At 65.0% G+C, this 17,835-nt stretch carries 18 protein-coding genes and 1 pseudogene; 7 read left to right on the plus strand and 12 right to left on the minus strand.

The genetic code is table 11. From position 1 onward, the window contains the following. Positions 1–130: 130 nt before the first annotated feature. On the minus strand, positions 131–850 hold the full coding sequence (locus RTW82_RS18515; RefSeq protein WP_316925984.1) for a PA1136 family autoinducer-binding transcriptional regulator: 720 nt from the start codon (positions 848–850) through the stop codon (positions 131–133). Continuing rightward, positions 847–1,725 carry a glyoxalase III HchA gene (gene hchA, locus RTW82_RS18520; protein ID WP_316925985.1) on the minus strand — a complete coding sequence of 293 codons (879 nt, stop codon included), beginning with the start codon at positions 1,723–1,725 and terminating at the stop codon, positions 847–849. Before hchA ends, RTW82_RS18515 begins: the two co-directional genes overlap by 4 nt. A gap of 468 nt (positions 1,726–2,193) precedes the next feature. Between hchA and RTW82_RS18525 the strand changes: the two genes are divergently transcribed. Then, entirely contained in the window at positions 2,194–2,736 is a 543-nt protein-coding gene (locus tag RTW82_RS18525; protein WP_021220113.1) for a ProQ/FinO family protein, read from the plus strand. A 24-nt stretch (positions 2,737–2,760) separates the two neighbouring features. On the opposite strand, the gene RTW82_RS18530 is transcribed toward RTW82_RS18525, so the two are convergent. Continuing rightward, positions 2,761–3,303, minus strand: a complete 543-nt coding sequence (locus RTW82_RS18530) for a GNAT family N-acetyltransferase (protein ID WP_316925986.1) — start codon at positions 3,301–3,303, stop codon at positions 2,761–2,763. A 152-nt stretch (positions 3,304–3,455) separates the two neighbouring features. Between RTW82_RS18530 and RTW82_RS18535 the strand changes: the two genes are divergently transcribed. Both RTW82_RS18535 and RTW82_RS18540 read left to right on the plus strand, forming a co-directional pair. Next, a complete protein-coding gene (locus RTW82_RS18535) occupies positions 3,456–4,661 on the plus strand; it encodes a hypothetical protein (RefSeq protein ID WP_316925987.1) in 1,206 nt (401 codons plus the stop codon). Positions 4,662–4,892: 231 nt separating this feature from the next. Then, positions 4,893–6,065 carry a GGDEF domain-containing protein gene (locus RTW82_RS18540; protein ID WP_316925988.1) on the plus strand — a complete coding sequence of 391 codons (1,173 nt, stop codon included), beginning with the start codon at positions 4,893–4,895 and terminating at the stop codon, positions 6,063–6,065. Positions 6,066–6,097: 32 nt separating this feature from the next. Here RTW82_RS18540 and RTW82_RS18545 read toward each other — a convergent pair. The 6 genes and pseudogenes from RTW82_RS18545 to RTW82_RS18570 form a co-directional block, all read right to left on the minus strand. Continuing rightward, positions 6,098–6,331, minus strand: a pseudogene (locus tag RTW82_RS18545) (adenylate kinase); the annotation flags it as partial. A gap of 27 nt (positions 6,332–6,358) precedes the next feature. Further along, entirely contained in the window at positions 6,359–6,889 is a 531-nt protein-coding gene (locus RTW82_RS18550; protein WP_316925990.1) for a M15 family metallopeptidase, read from the minus strand. Between the two features lie 210 nt (positions 6,890–7,099). Beyond that, positions 7,100–7,678, minus strand: a complete 579-nt coding sequence (locus RTW82_RS18555) for a hypothetical protein (protein WP_316925991.1) — start codon at positions 7,676–7,678, stop codon at positions 7,100–7,102. Between the two features lie 333 nt (positions 7,679–8,011). Next, a complete protein-coding gene (locus RTW82_RS18560; protein ID WP_316925992.1) occupies positions 8,012–8,956 on the minus strand; it encodes an AraC family transcriptional regulator in 945 nt (314 codons plus the stop codon). Between the two features lie 28 nt (positions 8,957–8,984). Beyond that, entirely contained in the window at positions 8,985–9,818 is an 834-nt protein-coding gene (locus RTW82_RS18565; RefSeq protein WP_316925993.1) for an oxidoreductase, read from the minus strand. 187 nt (positions 9,819–10,005) lie between these two features. Next, a complete protein-coding gene (locus RTW82_RS18570) occupies positions 10,006–10,746 on the minus strand; it encodes an SDR family oxidoreductase (RefSeq protein WP_316925994.1) in 741 nt (246 codons plus the stop codon). A gap of 98 nt (positions 10,747–10,844) precedes the next feature. Here RTW82_RS18570 and RTW82_RS18575 point away from each other — a divergent pair, with 98 nt between their 5' ends. Together RTW82_RS18575 and RTW82_RS18580 are read left to right on the plus strand one after the other, a co-directional pair. Continuing rightward, complete coding sequence (locus RTW82_RS18575) at positions 10,845–11,786, plus strand: LysR family transcriptional regulator (RefSeq protein WP_316925995.1); 942 nt, start codon at positions 10,845–10,847, stop codon at positions 11,784–11,786. 125 nt (positions 11,787–11,911) lie between these two features. Next, the gene (locus tag RTW82_RS18580; protein ID WP_316925996.1) at positions 11,912–12,355 is read left to right on the plus strand and encodes a hypothetical protein; all 444 of its coding nucleotides are present in this window, start codon (positions 11,912–11,914) and stop codon (positions 12,353–12,355) included. 126 nt (positions 12,356–12,481) lie between these two features. Here RTW82_RS18580 and RTW82_RS18585 read toward each other — a convergent pair whose 3' ends face one another. Then, positions 12,482–12,766, minus strand: a complete 285-nt coding sequence (locus RTW82_RS18585; RefSeq protein ID WP_316925997.1) for a hypothetical protein — start codon at positions 12,764–12,766, stop codon at positions 12,482–12,484. A gap of 34 nt (positions 12,767–12,800) precedes the next feature. Beyond that, entirely contained in the window at positions 12,801–13,100 is a 300-nt protein-coding gene (locus RTW82_RS18590) for a hypothetical protein (protein WP_316925998.1), read from the minus strand. Between the two features lie 247 nt (positions 13,101–13,347). Between RTW82_RS18590 and RTW82_RS18595 the strand changes: the two genes are divergently transcribed. Further along, positions 13,348–14,325 (plus strand): lipid A deacylase LpxR family protein, encoded by a 978-nt coding sequence (locus RTW82_RS18595; protein ID WP_271658013.1) that lies wholly within the window; start codon positions 13,348–13,350, stop codon positions 14,323–14,325. A 30-nt stretch (positions 14,326–14,355) separates the two neighbouring features. On the opposite strand, the gene RTW82_RS18600 is transcribed toward RTW82_RS18595, so the two are convergent. Further along, positions 14,356–15,030, minus strand: a complete 675-nt coding sequence (locus RTW82_RS18600; RefSeq protein ID WP_316925999.1) for a TetR/AcrR family transcriptional regulator — start codon at positions 15,028–15,030, stop codon at positions 14,356–14,358. 257 nt (positions 15,031–15,287) lie between these two features. Here RTW82_RS18600 and RTW82_RS18605 point away from each other — a divergent pair, with 257 nt between their 5' ends. Further along, positions 15,288–17,732 carry a PAS domain-containing protein gene (locus RTW82_RS18605; protein ID WP_316926202.1) on the plus strand — a complete coding sequence of 815 codons (2,445 nt, stop codon included), beginning with the start codon at positions 15,288–15,290 and terminating at the stop codon, positions 17,730–17,732. Positions 17,733–17,835: the final 103 nt, after the last annotated feature.

Raw genomic sequence — 17,835 nt, forward strand, 5'->3', positions numbered from 1 at the left:
CCTGGCTGTTGCCGGTGCCCGCATCCGGCCGGAGGCGGGCGCTGGTGAGAAGGCGCTGTCGGCCAGGCGCGGACATGGCCATCAGGCAGGCTGATCCGGTTGCAGCGCACAGGTGCTCACCCTGCGGTCCCTAGCCCTCCAGATCGCCGTTGCGCATGGCAAAGGTAATGGCCTGGGCAGTCGTTGCAACGCCAAGACGGCGGCGCGCCGAACGCAAATGGTTTTCCACCGTTCGCTCTGACAGGCCCAGTGTTGCGGCAATATCCGCCTGACGCTTTCCAGCAGCAGTCCAAGCCAGAACTTCGCGCTCGCGTTCGGAAAGCTGCCTGAACACCTCGCCTGCCGGCGCCTCGAGCAAGCGGCGTGCGGCGAAGAAGGCGGCCCTGGCCACAATGCACAAGGCCAGGCGAACCCAGGGAGCCGACTCCACCTGCTCCCCGCCAAGACTCATGGCGCCTTCAAGCCCCAGAGGACCGAATACGGGTATTTGCATCCCATGAACCCCGGGGCCCGTTGGCGTGCGTACCACCCGGTACAGCTCGCCGCCATTGCCTTTCACCTTGCTCCAGAAAAAGGGCTCGCGGGCCTCGAGGATATGACGGGTCACCGGACAATGGCGGACATAGGTCTGTGCGTCGACCGTCGCCTGGTCATCGAACCAGTTCCCCTCCACCCAGTAGACGCGCTCGACCACTTCGTCCCTTGCGGATGTGGCGGAAAACAGGACAAAGCGGTCGTAGCCAAAGGGCATGGCAAAGGCGCGGACCGACTTTTGGATCACCGCAAGCGTCTGCGCACGCTCGATCTCAAGGACGACTCGAAATGCCGCCTCGGCCACGTTCTGATTCACCCCGCGGCAACCTCTTTCAGCAACGCGGCGGCTGCCAGCTTGCCCAGGGCGTTGCCCGCGAGCGGGCTGTCACCCGTGAGCAGTTTTCGGTCCTGGTGGGTTGCTCCCGAGATGTCCTTGTTGATGATCTCGAGGCCCAGCGCCTGAAGTTCTTCACCGAACTTCCAGGTCAGATGGCCAGGCATGTAGCCGATGTTTGGGGTCTTCGCGTCAAGATCATCGGGGAACGCGCAGATCTTGTAGCCGTTGTAGATGCAAGTGTCCCGGCTTTCACCGATGCCTGCTGCGAGCAGGGCCGCAGGGCCATGACAAAGGGAGATCACGAACTTGTCGTTGGCCGCAGCCCACTGAAGGACTTTCTTCACGTCTTCGCTCTCAGGCAGACCGATCAAGGCCCCGTGCCCGCCCGGAATGAACACGCCGATATAGTCGGAGTCTTCGCCCAGCTTCTGCTCGATCACATCAGCCAGCTTGAGCGGGCTCTTGAACTGATCGCGATACTTGGCGTATTGCCCTTTTACCTCGGCATCTTCGGAGGGCATGGCCCAGAACTCGAATTTAACCGGGTTTCCGGACAGGGTCGCGATGTCGAAGGCAAACCCGGCCTTATCTAGGTGGTACATGGGCAGCAATGTCTCTACGGGGTGGTTTCCCGTCGAAAACAGGGTGCCGTTGTCCGTCAGCAAATAACGCTCATCGGCTCCGATCATCAGGACCTTCCAACGCCCGCCGCGATAGGGGTTCGGATAGTCGGCACCGCTGAGGTCGGATTTGGGGGACGTGAACTGGCTGAGCGAGTACGGCGAAGGGAAGAAGGCATTGTCCTCGGCCGGATCAGGGGTCGGGCGCTTGTCGTCAGTTTGTGCGGTAGCCATGGTTTTTCTCCGTCGATCGGGTCGATTACCCGGAGCCATCCTAGGGAGGCGCAACACCGCCAGACAATGAGGGATTTCCCTCAACGCCCACGCTGAATCACACGAGGCGGATGCTCATCTGAACTGCAAACGGTAAGTCTAGCCGCCCAAGCGAGCCTTCTTCAGGCTGACATCTGCCCGTCGCGACACGACCCGCCCGCAGAGGGCGGCTATGGGGCGAAAACGGCGGCTCTGTCTGCATTAAAACCACAACAGCTAACGCAGACAGAGCCTTCTATTTCGGGTTCAGGACGGCCAATAGGGGTCAGTTGCGCACCGTTCCGAACCGCTTTGGGGCGCGCGCGGCCTGTGTCCCATTCATCGTCAATTCGTCTGGAATTGATGCTTACCGCGCTGTCCCATCGCCTACAGGCGACCGCATGGGATAATCTTGCGCCACGAAACAACCATGAAGCGGTGATTTGAACGATGGGTTTTGAGCAATTAGCTGAGCTACGGGACCGCCTGCGGGCTGAAAAGCAACAGGCACAGGGTGAGCGCCCCGAGCGCCCTGAACGCCCGAAACAGCGCAAGCGAGACGCCGCGCCCCAGCAGGCCAAGCCGCGTGAGCAGGACCCTGCGGTGGAAGCGATCTGGCGGTTGCAGAAGCACTTCCCCCTGGCCTTCCCGGTCAACCCCGCCCCCAAGGTGCCGCTCAAGGAAGGCATCCTCAAGGACGCCGAGCAACACCTGGCGCTGCTGGGGTTGAGCCTCGAACAGCTCAAGCTGGGCGTTGCCGCCTGGTGCACGAGCAGTCGCTACTGGGCAAGCATGGTGGAGAACGCGCCCCGTCTGGACCTCAACGGCCAAGCCGTTGGTACGGTGACGGCCGGGCAGGCGCTGCACGCCAAGCAGCAGGCTGCGCGGAAGCGTGGGCAAGCGCGCCGCAAGCAGTCGAAGCGCAAAGAGAGCCCCAAAGAGAGCCCTCAAGCGCCCGCCGTCGATGCCGAGGCGCAGCAGCCCGCGAGCTGACGGCTCCGGCCGGGCACGAACCTGCTACGGCTTCTGGCCAGTGGCAGTTCCAGTGCCCGGCGCCAGCCAGGCGTAGACATGGTCGAGTGCGCCGCTTTCATCCCGGCGCTGCTTCACCAGCCGCATGCCGGCCTTCAGCAGCACGCGCTGCGAGGGCAGGTTCTCCGGCGCGACCGTGGCGATGATTCTTTCGAGCCCATGCCTGGCGTGCCCATAAGCCAGCAGCGCCGGAATGGCCTCGCTGGCCAGGCCTTGCCCCCAGGCCGAGCGGAGGAGGGCGTACTTCACTTCAGGCTCGACCTGCCCGCCAGGGTGAACCAGGCCGCAAAAGCCGATGATCGCCCCTGAGTCGATGCCTTCCAGCGCAAACATCCCATAGCCCCGCTCGCTGTAATTGGCCCAGGTGACTTCCAGCCAGTGTTCGCAGGCGGTGCGGCTGATCGGCTGCCCGTCGCCCACCCAGCGCATGGCCTCCGGGTCGGAATAAACCGCGTGAATCACGTCGAGGTCCTCGGCCGCCCACTGCCGACAGCGAAGGCGAGGGGTGATGAACAGGAGGCGGGTCATGGGGCGTATCAGCCTGCGCTTTGGGTGGCTGCTGATTTAGCAACCAGGATTCACCCAGGCGTCCTTCGCCTGCTCGTGCAAGGGTGGCAGAATCTGCTTCGATTACCTGGCCGGCCAGCTTGCGGCCCCTCCCTCTCAACGGTCCCATCGCCATGAAAACCAGCCTGCCCTGGCTCGCCCCGTTGCTCGCCATCTGCCTGGGGGCGCCCCTGCCGTGCGCCGCTCAGGGTCTTGCTGCCGAAAACCATCGCGTCGGCGTGCAGGTGCTCGACCCCGATGTACCCGCCGTCGGCACCTGGCGGGTCAAGGTGCATGCGACCTACCGGCCATTGGTGGAAGGCTCGCCGAACACCACGGAGACCACCACCTCTCGCGCCAACTGCCCGTCGTCGCGCTTCAGCGTGCCGTCACTCAAGCGCTGTACCCGCACCTGGAGCCGGACGGTGTGGCTGAAGCTGCCCGCCGCGCAGGTCATGACGGCAGGCCCGCACGCCCTGGACCTGGACTTCGCCCCGGTAATCGAGGACCACGGCGGCACCTTCCGGATCGACAGCCTGGCCCTGGAATACATGACCTGCGCCAAAGGCTGCGAGATCGAGCGCGTGGATATCCCGCTCAGTTGCTATGCCGACGACACCGAGCCGGGCGAGGTGCTCGCCGCCGGCCTGCTGCTCAGTTACTCACGCGGCGCCAAGGCTGCTCGGGAGGTGGCCGAGTGCGGGCTCAAGGTCGGCCGGGAAGTCAGCTGGGCCAACCGGGAGACGGTAATGGCGCGCGTGCGTGGCCACTTCGGCGACGAGCAGCAGATGGTCAGCAGCGAGCTGCTCAACGCATTCCCGGCAATCCCGGGCGCCGACCATCGCTGGCGGTGGAACCCGGCGACGGACCGCGATCTGCTCGACGATCGCTGCCCGTTGCCGGCCAACCAGAGCTACGTGAACAGCACCTACTTCGCCACGCTACCGGTCGCCACGGGCTGGCCGTACCGGCATGAGGCCGAGGTTTACGTCACCAGCAAACCGAATGGCGAGGTGTGCAACATCTGGCTGACGGGCACCGGTGATGAGATGTACCTGCGTTATTTCTACAGCTACCAGGCGGGCACGCTGATACAGGCGGCCACCGACGGTGAGGCGGACCGGGTATCACGCGAGTGGCGCTGGGCGAACCGGGAACCCTGGGAATATACGCGGCGGCAGATGCCGGACTCGGTTGCCGGGCACGACGCCATCCTCTACTGGCACAGAACCGCTGCCGAGCAGTGGCCCAAGCGCATGGACTACACACCCGACTTCGAAGAGTTCAAGGCTCTGAACGCGTTCTCCCAGCAGTTGCTCAAACGTTTTCCGGCGAAGTAGAGGCAGGATCATCACAGGGGGCGTGTAGATTGCCCATGCCAGGATGCGGCGCGACAGCGAAGCAATACCCTGGCACTTTCATCGGAATAACTTGAGGCGATTGATCAGGCTTTGCGATATTAAATGGCCATGCCGAAAGTGTAGGAAGCGTTCCTCAGCCCTTGGCACATACGCTTCCGTCATTCCTCCACCCCCTGGCTCCCCTTGCCACTCCACTCGTTGTGCAACTACATGGTCGCTACCGTCATCCTCGGCATGCTCTGCGTGCACCTGCTGTGTTTTTGCGTGATGTTCCTGCTGATCAGCACCCGGCTGAACAGCAAGAAGATGGGCATGGAAGTCTTCGCCCTGGGCAATTTCCTGCTTGGGCTCGCCTACATCCTGCAGTTGGTGGACGGCCCTGCGGGCTGGGGGCTGGTGAGTGTGGTCAACCACTCGCTGACGCTGTGCGCCCCTGTGGCCTATGTGCTCGGCGCCTTGCGCTTTTTCGACCGCCCGACGCCTGTGGTGCGCCCGCTGCTGATCCTCGCCGGCACCTACACCGTGGTGCAGGTGCTGGTGCAATGGGCGCTGGGCAGCGAGGCGCGCTATGCACTGCTGGCGGGGGCCTGTGCGTTGCTCTTCCTGGGCATGACGGGGACGTTGCTCTATACGGGACGGACCATTGCCCGGGACCTGCGCGTCGAGATGGCCGTGTTCGCCGTCCTGGTCGCCGGCATCTGCGGCCTCAACGCCGCGAAGCTCGGCATGATCCTCACCGGCGGCATGGCGGCGCTGGATATGAACACCGGCTTCCAGAAGATCTTCTACATCTACATGTCTTTCCTGGCGACGGTGCTGCCGCCATGCGCCGTGTGGCTGGTGCTGCGCCGCCTCACCGATGAGCTGCGCAGCATGGCCGCCCATGACCCGCTCACCCGCTTGCTCAACCGTCGGGGGCTGATGGAGGGCCTGGACGCGCATTTCCGCTCCCGCAGCGCCGGGCCCGCATACCTGCTGATCGTGGACATCGACCACTTCAAGAACATCAACGATAGCCATGGCCACAAGATGGGCGATCTCGTTCTGTGCCGAGTCGCCGACGTCCTCAAGGCCACCGCCCGCCAGGGCGACCTGATCTGCAGGCTGGGCGGGGAGGAGTTCGTGATCATCACCCTGGACACCGACAGGGCGGGTGCCTTGCAACTGGCGGAGCGCACCCGCGCGGCCATCGAGAGCAGCGAGGCGCCCGGCGACGATCAGCAAGCGCCGATCCGCTGCACGGCCACCATCGGTGTTTCGGAAGGCTTCACCCACTCGCAAGCCCTCGACGGGGTCATGCAGCAGGCGGACAAGGCCCTGTATCAAGGCAAGGCCTCGGGGCGTAATCGGGTCGAATGGGCGGGGCGCTCGATAGGTTTCTAGAGGTGCCCGGCTACGACGCCGGGCTGCCTCGACTAGCGTGACACCTGCGATAGGGCGTGAATGACCTTCGCCGTCATCGCCTCGGCGCTGCTATCGCCGTCGACCCTCAGAATCGGTGCCGTTTGCCCGGCCAGCCACGCCTCGTGCCAGGCCCGGTTGCGCCCCTCGAACTCCGGGTTGTCGTATTGCGAAGCCCACTCGCGAAAGGCCACCTGTATGCCGTGCATATCGCCGTCGGGGGCGACCCGCTCGCCAAGGCGTTCCTTTCACGGATCTTATTGGGTTACGGCTGCTCAGACCGAGCTGGGGGTGAACCGCCAATGCCAGGGCTCATAGTCGAAACCGTTCGGGTTGCCTCGCGGGTACGACAACTGGAAGCCGAACGCCGCTGCGTGTTTTTCCAGCCAGGCGAACGCCGGTGTGTTTTCAAACTCGGTCTCCAGCGCCGGGCAACCCGGCGTGCCGATATCCACCGCCAGCCCCGTGTGGTGCTCACTGAAAAGTGGCGGTGCCGACACGGCCAGGATCTGCTCGAGGCTCAGCCCGGCCTCGAGCTTTCGCTCGATGATCGACACCTGCCGCGCCACGCTTCTGAAGGCCGAGACGATATGCAGGTCGACTCCATCCGCGCTTGCGCCGGATTTGAGCCTTGTCCAGGCCTGTGCGGCGGGCGGTGCTAGCTGGTGTTCCCTGCCATTCGCATCGACTTCGGCCACCTCCAGAACGGTCGCCTCGGTGAACTCCAGTAGGCCTTTGGCAACAACCAGCCCGACGGGGATTCCCAGCTTGTCGAGCATGGCCAGAGCGGCGGCGGAATAGTGCATGTGATGGCCTATGGGGGAGGGCATGACTCGGTGGGCGTGGTGCCTTGGAGTAAAGCGGAGGGGCTTGTCATTAGTCGAGGGCTGGGTGCGCTTCTGGTCGACAACTGCTCATTGCGACAGGTTGCTATCGGCCATTAGTGGTCACTAGGTTGGGGCGACTGACTTGAGCAAGTTGTTAGATACGAGTGGCCTTGAGCGGGGGCATGGATATCACACCGGCACGACGGCTGTTCCTGTCCTGCTCTCGGTGGCAAATTTTATAAGCACTTGACCACACTTAGATCTCTCGATCATTTCCGGCGAGACGGGAGTCTTCAATCGGACCCATGTGCTATCTCTGCTGCCAGGGTCTAAGAGTGTGTAAGCGGTCTTGTTGTTCAGACCGAACTTGATTTGTAGTGAATTCTTAAAGATGCCGGACTTAAAGTTTGAAGCAACCGATGCACCAGCGTGCGAGAAGAAGCAAAATCTGCGCACACGTGGCCGGAATGCCGCAGCCGCTAAGAAAACTGGCGCGCCTGTCTCGTTGATGATCTCAATGTGAAGGACAGGTTGAGGGGAGTCAGGAGATTTTGCGCCAACCTGATCTTGGGGCTCGTTGAAGACGGCATGCTCGACATATACGTGAGCTGTCAAACCTCTGAGGCCACGGCCTTGATAGTCGAGCAGAGTTGTTTGGAGGCGGAGCCAGACCCAAGCTAGTACCGCAACGGCCACGCCTACCAAGCCTTTTGCTACCTCGGCTGGAATCGACTCAAGGATCTTCTGTAGCAGTTCAGCCATGGTCATTGTTGCCATCCCCGCTGGCTTGTTCAGAGTGATCTGGTGATGCCTAGCGTTCGCCGCCTCACATATAGGGCCGTCGGTTTGCAGCGAACGGTTAGGAATAAAGCCAGTCAAGTACTTCCTTTACTTTCAGAGGAGCAGCGGCAAGACCTCCGTGGAGATTAGAAAGCCTTTGGCAGTGTGTCCACAGTCTGCTTTTGGCGGATAACTGCCGCCTCTACCGATCCGTTTACCTCCAGCAAACACCTCATGCAGTTCCGCGCACTGGGACGACTCGGCGGCCCCACTGCGTGTACACCGGCCACGTCCAAACACCAGGCCCAATCGGCTCGAAACTCAATGCGACGACACAAAAGGCGAGGGGCCCGTCGGTGCCGGCAGCGCATAGGCCTGTTTCATCCAGGCCACTTCCGCCAGTGGCGTGCGGCCGAACAGGCGCTTGAAGTCGCGGCTGAATTGCGAGGCGCTTTCATAGCCCACCAGGAAGGCCGAATTGGCGGCCGTCAGGTCGTTGCGCAGCATCAGCAGGCGCGCCTGGTGCAGGCGTGTCGACTTGAGGTATTGCATGGGCGAGGTGTCGGTCACCTTGCGAAAGTGCAGGTGGAAGTTGGGCACGCTCATCTGCGCTTCCCGGGCCAGGGCTTCCACATCCAGGTGCTCGTGGTAGCAGCTGTGGATCTTGTGGATGGCCCGCGTCACCTTGCCGAACTGGCCCTGCTGGGCGATGGCCGCGCGCAGGGTGCCGCCCTGTTCGCCGGTGAGGATGCGGTAGTAGAGTTCGCGCAGCATCGCCGGGCCGAGGATCTGCGCGTCGCTGGGGTCGTCCATCACTTCCAGGAAGCGCAGGGTCGACTTGCGCAGCGGCTCGTCCATGGGCGAGGCGTAAATGCCCATCGGCTGGGCCGCGGTGAAGCCCCGAACTGCATCCACCTGCTGGATCAGCTCGCCAGCCAGGGTGAAGTCCAGGCGCAGGTACACCGCCAGCATGGGTTCCGCCTCGCTGGCGTCGGTCTCCATGGTGAAGGGCACCGGCACTGACACCACCAGGTAGTGCTGGGCGTCGTAGACGTAGATCTCATCGCCCAGGTAGCCGCGTTTCCGTCCCTGGCAGAGGATGACGATGCCCGGCTCGTACAGCACCGGCGTGCGCGTCAGTGGCCGGTTGGAGCGCAGGAAGCGCACATCGTCCAGCGCGCTCAGGTTGTAGCCTTCCTGCGGCGCCAGCCGGCCCATCAGTTGCACCATGCGCGCTGCGCTCGAGTCCTCGGGCTTTTTAGCCATCGACTGCACCGTTCTCCATCTTTGTTGCTCAACCGTCGGTAGAACGGCTGAGCGCCTCCCATTGCTCAATACTCTCCGCCGTGCGCTGCAGCTTGTCACGCACCAATGCCAGGGCGTCGCTGCCCAGCAGCAGGTGGGCCGGTGGTGTGGGGCTGGCGATGAGGGTCAGCATGGCGCGGGCGGCCTTTTGCGGGTCCCCCAGCTGGCGGCCGCTCTTGTCCACGCGGGCCTGGCGCACCGGATCGAAGCTCGCGTCGTAGTCACTGATGCTGCGTGGCGTGCGTTGCATCGAACGGCCCGCCCAATCGGTGCGGAACGACCCCGGCGCCACGGCGGTGACGAAGATGCCGAAGGGGGCGAGCTCCTTGCTCAGGGTGTCGGAGATGCCTTCCAGCGCAAACTTGCTGCCGCAGTAGTAGGCGATACCCGGCAGGGTGATATGGCCGCCCATGGAGGTGATGTTGAGGATGTGCCCCGCTCGGCGTTGGCGGAAGTAGGGCACGAAGGCCTTGGTGATCGCCACCGCGCCGAATACGTTCACATCGAACTGGCGACGCATCTCCTCCAGCGGCGACTCCTCGAAAACCCCTTCATGGCCGTAGCCCGCGTTGTTCACCAGCACGTCCACCGGGCCGTGCCGTTCCTCGACGGCGGCGACCACCGCGTCAATAGCCTCGAAGTCGGTAACGTCCAGCATCACGCCGTGGGCCCGCTCGGGGCTGAGCGCCTGGAAGGTCGCCAGGGCGGCTTCGCTGCGAACGGTGCCGATCACGCGATGGCCCTGGGCGAGTGCCTCCCTGGCCAGGGCCTGGCCGAAGCCGCTGCTGACGCCGGTGATGAACAGGGTTTTTGCTGCATTCATGGTTCGCACTCCGGTCGATACGAGGTGCGGCCATGCTAGGGCGAGGGACGGAGATGGGCGATGCCGGATCGGATTTAGATATTGCCTGTTCCTATCAGGGCTGTGAGTGGTCGACTGGGGAGGGACAGCTACCCCGGGGGAGTCGCCAGGCACCTGCCTGCGCTCCCCACGGACCTCAGCGTGCCGCTCACACCAGTCTCGCACCCCCATCGATATTCAACGTCGCACCGTTCATGAAGCCGTTGCTCATCAGGAACAGGGTGGCCGCGCCGGCTTCCGTAGCGGTGCCCAGGCGATGCAGCGGCAGCGTCTGCTCCAGCGCTGCGACGAAGGCATCGCGGCCGTCTCCCAGTGCCTTGCTGAAGATGGGCGTGTCGATGGGCCCGGGGGATAGGGTATTGACCCGGATCGGCGCCAGCTCCAGGGCGAGGCCCCGTGCCAGGGCCTCCATGGCGGCGGATGCGGCCGCCAGCACTGCGGTGCCGTGGGCGTTGGGACGCTCGGAGAGCATCCCGGAGATGAAGGTGATGGAACCGTCCTTCGCCATGCGCTCGCCCAGGGCGCGTATGGCATGCACCGAGGCCCACATGCGCTCGTCGAATGCCCGGTGGAGATGGTCGATCCCCGCATCCATCACCTTGCCCACCACGTAGGTGCCGGCCAGCAGCACCAGGTGGTCCACGTTCGGGATATCCGCCAGGGCGGCTTGGATGGCATCGCTGTCGGTCACGTCGGCGGCGCGCCAGGCGTCCAGGCCGTTGTCGCGGGCGGCTTGTTCGGCGCGGGTGGCATCGGAGCCGATCACGGTCACCCGTGCGCCGGCGGCCTTGGCCTGGATGGCGGCGGCCAGGCCGATGCCGGACGTGCCCCCGCAGATCACCACGGTGCGACCGTGCAGGTTGGTGGGGAGGGCGGGTACAGAGGTCATGGTTTCATCTCCTTGAACGCCGGGATGGCGTCGATGGGAGAAGGCTAAAGCGTCGCCTCTGGATTGATAATAAGGGCCTTTGTCGCTTTACTTATGCCATGAAGGAACAGATAGGGTTGGACCGCCTCACCGGTCTCATCGCCTTTGCCCGCGCCGCCTCCCTCGGCAGCTACACCGCTGCCGCCCGGGACCTCTCGGTGTCGCCATCGGCCATCAGCAAAAGCGTGCAGCGCCTGGAGCAGCATTTCGGGCTCAAGCTGTTCAGCCGCACCACCCGTTCGCTCACCCTCACGCCGGAAGGGCGTGACCTGTATGAGCGGGCGCTGCGCATCCTGCGCGAGGTGGAGGACATCGACCAGGCCGCCGTCGCCTCCCGCGCCGAGCCCTCCGGCACCCTGAAGGTCACCGCGCCGCCGCCCATCGGCCTGAATATCCTGGCGCCGGCCATCCCCAGGTTTCGTGAACGCTACCCCAAGCTCGCCATCGACCTGCGCCTGGGCGACCCCTATGCCGACATCATCGAGCAGGGCATCGACGTCGCGGTACGCGTGGGCAACCCGGTGGACTCGCGGCTGATCTCGAAAACCCTTGGCCCCCATCGCATCGCCGCCTTCGCCTCACCGGCCTATTTGGCCAGGCGCGGCACGCCGCTGGAGCTCAGGGACCTGGCGAACCACGACTGCGTGAACTTCCGCTATCAGAGCTCGGGCCAGGCATTGCGCTGGCCCTTCAGCGTGGACGGCAAGGTGGTCGAGCTGGTGCCGGATGCGACCATCGTCATCGACGCCAGCGACGCGGTCGCCGCAGTGGTGGCAGCGGGTGGCGGAATCGGTATTTCGCCCACCTACGTGGCGGCGCCCTATGTGGCCCGTGGCGAGTTGACGCCGCTGTTCCCGGAGTTCGCGGTGGACCGCTCCTCCATCACCGCGCTGTGGCCGGAAAGCCGGCGGGGCAGCCCCAACGTCAAGGCCTTCGTCGGCTTTCTCGAGGAGCTGTTCCCGAACCCCACGACCTGGGACGAGATCGTTAGCAACGCGTGAGTCGAGCGCTAGGGCGGATGTGCTAATTGCCCCCCTATCCCGCCACTTCTAGATTCCCAGCTTTTGCTCTGCGTGCGGGGAGGGCGCCTGCCCGAGTCGCCGCCGTTTTCTACAGGGAGTTACACATGCTATCGCTCACCCGGATGTTCTCCGCCGGCCTGCTGTTCGCGCTGGCCGCCACTCACGTTGCCGCCGCCTCGGTGGATGAGATCTTCCGCTCGGAAGACACCGACGGCGATGGCGCGCTGTCCGTGGTGGAAGCCCAGGCTGCTGCCCCCAAGACCTTCCGCGCCATGGACAGCAACGGCGACGGCGTGCTCAAGGTGGACGAAATCGCCGCCTACACTGCCGTCGAAAGTGGGCCCGAGATGGTCTGGCCCGCCGAGGTGCTGGCGTCGGTTTCACAGAAGACCCTGGAGTACTGGGACGGCAACCACGACGGCAAGGTGACCGAGCAGGAGTATGTGAAGGCTTCGGTCGACATGATGCTGCTGGCCGACTCCGACGGTGACCGCAAGGTGACCCGTGAAGAGCTGCAACGCTTCCGGGGTGAAGCCGTTACGCCGTGATGGTTTAAGCGCTTGGCTGTGGTGGCGTGAGCCCCGAGGCTCCAGGCCGACATAAGCCTCCGATGCGGCGTGGTTTAGCACGCCGCAGGTGGAAGGCTGATCGGCATCAGCGGATGCGTTCGGGCCTCACCCCAGCAACCCACCCAAGCCACGGTAGGCCGGCTCATCGCTCGAGGTCACCAGGGTCGCGGTCTGGCCCGTCTGGCAGAGCACCTTGCCCCTGTAGACCTGGCCGTTGGGCAGGGTCACCGTCACCTCGCCGGCCTGCCTGAGGTCAGCGCTGCAGGTGATGTCGTAGACGCCGGGTGCCGTTCGCTTCAGGAGGATGCGCGTTCGGCGCTGGAAGGTGCCGGCGAGCTCGCCATGGGTTCCCGTGTAGGTGAGGATGGCTTGTCCTTCGTACCTGGTCATCTGCAGCTCCTCCTTGCTGGCAGCGCTGCTTGCGCTATCCACGTTGCTCCTGGTGCCTGGCCTGCTCGGGGCGATTGGGCGCGGTTTCCTGCCCGGCTGCCACCAGGGTCACGACCTGGCCCTCCTGGACGGCCACCGTGCCGCTGATGTGCTGCCGCTCGGGCAGCGTGATGCGAACCTCTTCAGCACCCCTGAGGTTCAGCCCACAGGTGAGATTGAAGACGCGCGGGGCGGTTTCTTCGAGCCCGATTTCGGTTCGCCGGCTCTGGATGCCGAGCATCTGGCCCGCACGCCCGCTGAAGGAAACGATGGCCTGCCCGTGATAGCTGATCATGCTGGTCTCCACTGCGTTCCTGGTGCATTGGAGGCCCGTGAGCGGGTGCGGTTCAGCCCGGCCCGCCCCGGGGTGACGGGCGGGTTGGCGGGGTTCGGAGCGCTGCAAGGCGCGCACGGCCTGGCCTTGGCCGGAAACTAGAATCCATCGTCTATTTTTGTTGAACGGTTTTTCGCGCCGGCTTTCATAGTTTTGCGGCCCAGCCGCCTGCCCCTCGGAAGCCACTAAAAACAACCTGGAGCCCCCCATGAAAGCCTCCGCTATCAGCGCGATGTTCGTCACTTCCCTGCTAGTTGCCAGCGGCGTGAACGCCGAAGTCTTTTCGCTGAAGGTCGAAAACGATGTATTCACCGGCGGCCAGGACGGCCACTACACCAACGGGATCGAGGGCTCCTTGGCTTTCGAACCCGAGCAGGCGCACTGGACGCGCAACCTGGCAGGCGTGCTGCCCGGCTGGTCCACCAGCGACCTGAGCTACGCCGCCTACCGCTTCGGCCACCAGCTCTACACCCCCGAGGAGATCGAGACCGCCGAGCTGCAGGAGCAGGACCGCCCCTACGCCGGGCTGGTGTTCGGCGGGGTGACACTGTTCGCCGATGAGCAGCGGGAAGGGCTGCGCATGAGCGACACCTTCACCCTCGACGCCGGCCTGGTCGGCCAGGGCGCGGGCGGCAAGCGATTGCAGCGGGCGGTGCACAAGGTCACCGGCAGCGATGCGCCGGAGGGCTGGGACAACCAGCTGGAGAACGAACCCTTCGTCAACCTGGGCTACGAGAAACGCTGGTGGCTGCAGCATCAGCTGGGTGGCCTGGAGCTGGAATACGGCCCCAGCGTCGGGGGCGCGGTGGGCAACCTCTACACCTACGCCTCCACCGGCGCGGGCGTGCGCTTCGGCCAGGGGCTTTCGCGCAGCCTGAGCCAACCCGCCGTCACGCCGGCGCCCAGCGGCGCGCAGTACTTCAAGCCCGGTGAAGGCTTCGGCTGGTTCGTGTTCGCCAACCTCGAAGGGCGCTTCATGGCCCACAACATGCTGCTGGACGGCAACACCTTCAAGGACAGCCATTCCGTGGACCGCGAGAAGTGGGTGGGCGACGCTCAGTTGGGGTTCGCCATGCTGTGGGACCGCTGGCAGCTGTCGTTCGCCAACGTCTGGCGCAGCCATGAGTTCAAGACCCAGCAGGAGCACGACCAGTTCGGCTCGGTCACCCTGTCCACCTGGCTGTGACGAGCGGGGCGCCTGCAGGCGCCCGGCACCTCAGGAGGCGTCGCGCCCCTGGCTCGCCTCGATGGCCTGGATGTAGGCGGTGAGCGCCCGGGGGATTTCCTCGTGCAGCACCGCGGCCCGCATGTCCTTGTCGTAATCCACCATCAGGTCGGTCACCAGGCCCAGGGGCAGGCCGAGCAGGGTGGCCGCATAGGCCTTCCTGGCACGCTCGTCGGTGCCTGGCAGGCGCAGCGTCAGGATGCGTATGCACAAGGCCTGCAGCAGGGGCTGGACGGGGGTGTCGGTGGGGGACTTGCCCGCCGCCCTGTCGAATCGGATCAGGGACAGCAGCACCGGGTTCTGCGCCACGTAGTCCAGCAGCGGCTTGACCAGCAGGGTGATCAGCCGCTCTGCGCTGGCGCCCTGCCAGGTGGCGTCGTCGATGCGGCCGATCTCCTCGGCGACCGCCTGGATGGCCAGCTCGTGGCGTTCGGAAAGGGCGAGAAGCATGCTCTGCTTGTTCGGGAAGAAGTGGTAGAGCGAGCCGATGGAGGTCTCCGCTTCCGCCGCGATCCGGTGCATGCCGAGCGCCGCTTCGCCTTCCTCCACCAACAGCCGCTCGCAGGCCTCCAGGATGGCCGTGACGCGCTGCTCGCCACGGCTTTGCCGGGGCTGGCGCTGGGCCTTGCGCCGGGGCGTGCGGGTGGGTTCTTTGACGAGAGGCATGGGGCACCCTGGGAGTCCGAGCAACTAAAGACAACGGCCTGGTCGATTTGTGCGCGCGCAATGCGTCGAATCCCCAGCGGCACAGCCACCTCGTGCAAACCGGCCTGGATTTTGGTCTGATGCAGGCGCACCCGATGCGACCCCTCCGTCCATCCAACACCACACGCGAGTACCGGACCCTGAACAACCTGACCCGAGAAGAACTGCAGGCCGAGGTCGCCCGCCTGCGCGCCGCGCTGGATGCGGCGCAGGCGGGTATGCGGCAACCCGCCGAACTCGCGCGGGACGAAACCCTGGAGCGTTACCGCCTGGCCGCCAAGGCCACTAACGACGCCATCTGGGACTGGGACCTGCTCGCCAACCACGTGCTGTGGAACGATGCCCTGGAGCACGCCTACGGTTACCCCGCCAATAGCGTCGAGCCGACGGGCGACTGGTGGATCGCGCAGATCCACCCCGATGACCGGGAGCGCATCAGCGCCTCCATCCACGCGGTGATCGACGGCACCGGCACGGCCTGGTCGGACGGTTACCGCTTCCGCTGCCACGACGGTTCCTACGCCGAGGTGCTCGACCGCGGCCATGTGATCCGGGACGCGCAAGGCCGGGCGCTGCGCATGATCGGCGCGATGCTGGACCGCACCAAGGTACGCACCGCCGAGGCGGCGTTGCTGCGCAGCGAGGAGCGTTTCAGAACGGTGCTGGAAACCACCGAGGCGGCCTTCGCCATCGTGCAGGTGAAGTTCGACGAAAACGACGAGCCGGTGGACTACCGCTTCGTCGAGGCCAACGCGGCGTTCGAGCGCGAGTCGGGTGTGAACCTGCGCGGCAAGTGGGTCACCGAGTTCGCCCCCGATCTCGAGCGCTTCTGGTTCGAAACCTACGGCCACGTGGCCAAGACCGGCGAGCCGGCCAATTTCGAAAACTACGCCAAGGCCTTCGAGCGCTGGTTCGACGTACGCGCGGTGCGGATCGGCGAGCCGGCCGAGCGCCAGATCGCCATCATCTTCAGCGACGTCACCCAGCGGCGTGACGCCGAGGAGCGCCTGCGCATCAGCGAGGCCCAGGCCCGCGAGAACGGCGAGCGCGTGCAACTGGCCCTGGCGGCCGGCGCCATCATCGGCACCTGGCACTGGCACCTGCCCACCGATAGCTTCACCGTCGACAAGCCCTTCGCCGACTCCTTCGGCCTGGACCCGGCGCTGGGCCGCGAGGGCCTTGCCCTCGAACAGATCATTGCCAACGTGCACCCCGAGGACCGCGAAGGCCTGATCGCGGCAATAGACGAAGTCATCGCCCGTGGCGGCGCCTACGCCCACCAGTACCGGGTCCGTCGCAGAGACGGCAATTACTACTGGATCGAAGCGAACGGGCGCGTGGAGCTGGCCAATGACGGCAGCCCGCTCAACTTCCCCGGCGTGCTCATCGACGTCGAAGGGCGCCGCGCCGTCGAGGCCGAGCGCGACCGGGCGATCGCCGCCCTGCGTGCCTTCACCGACACCCTGGAACAGCGGGTCGCCGAGCGTTCGGCCGAGCTGATGCAGGCCGAGGAAAAGTTGCGACAGTCGCAGAAGATGGAAGCCGTGGGTCAGCTCACCGGCGGCTTGGCCCACGACTTCAACAACCTGCTGGCGGGCATCTCCGGCGCCCTCGACCTGATGGGCCTGCGCATCGCCCAGGGGCGCTGGCAGGACATCGAGAAATACATCGGCACCGCCCAGGGCGCGGCCAAGCGGGCAGCGGCCCTGACCCACCGGCTCCTGGCCTTCTCCCGGCGGCAGACGCTGGCTCCGCGGGCCACCGACGTTAACCTGCTGATTGCCGGGATGACCGAGCTGATCCAGCGCACCGTGGGGCCCAGCATCCGTGTCGAGACCTCCGGCGCGGCCGGCCTGTGGCGTGCGCTGGTGGACGCGAGCCAACTGGAGAATGCGCTGCTCAACCTGTGCCTCAACGCCCGCGATGCCATGCCCGAGGGCGGCTCCATCACGGTTGAAACCACCAACCTGATGCTGGACCCGAGTGCGGCCCGCGTACTCGACCTCCCCGAGGGTGAATACCTGTGCCTGTCGGTGACCGACAACGGCATCGGCATGACGGCGGAAACCATGGCCAAGGCCTTCGACCCGTTTTTCACCACCAAACCCATCGGCCAGGGCACTGGCCTCGGCCTCTCGATGATCTACGGCTTCGCCCAGCAATCCGGCGGGCAGGTGCGCATCCACTCGACGCCGGGTCGGGGCTCCACCGTCAGCATCTACCTCCCGCGCTATCACGGCGACATGAGCGGGGAGGAGGCCGAGACGCCCGGCAACCCTTCCGCCCGTGCCGAAACCGGCGAAACCATCCTGGTGGTCGACGACGAGCCGTCGGTGCGCATGCTGCTGACGGAAGCACTGGGCGACCTGGGCTACACCCTGATCGAAGCGGCCGACAGCCTGGCCGGGCTCAAGGTACTGCGCTCGGATGTGCACATCGACCTGCTGATCACCGACGTCGGTTTGCCCGGTGGCATGAATGGCCGACAGATGGCGGACGCCGGGCGGGAGATCCGCCCTGGCCTGAAGACCCTGTTCATCACCGGCTACGCCGAAAATGCCGTCTTCGAACCCAGCTACCTCGGCCCGGGGATGGAGGTGCTGACCAAGCCCTTCACCCTCGAAGCGCTGGTGGCGCGGGTGCGTGGGTTGGTGGTGGGCTAGTCAAAGCACCCTGGGGTTGTGGTACTTCTTCTGGTTGAACGCCGGGGATCACAGCAGGCTGCTTGCGGCCCTGGCTGTATAAAAACGCTGCGGCTGATGGATA

The organism is Pseudomonas sp. zfem005, assembly GCF_032621735.1.
Taxonomy (GTDB): Bacteria; Pseudomonadota; Gammaproteobacteria; order Pseudomonadales; family Pseudomonadaceae; genus Metapseudomonas; species Metapseudomonas solani.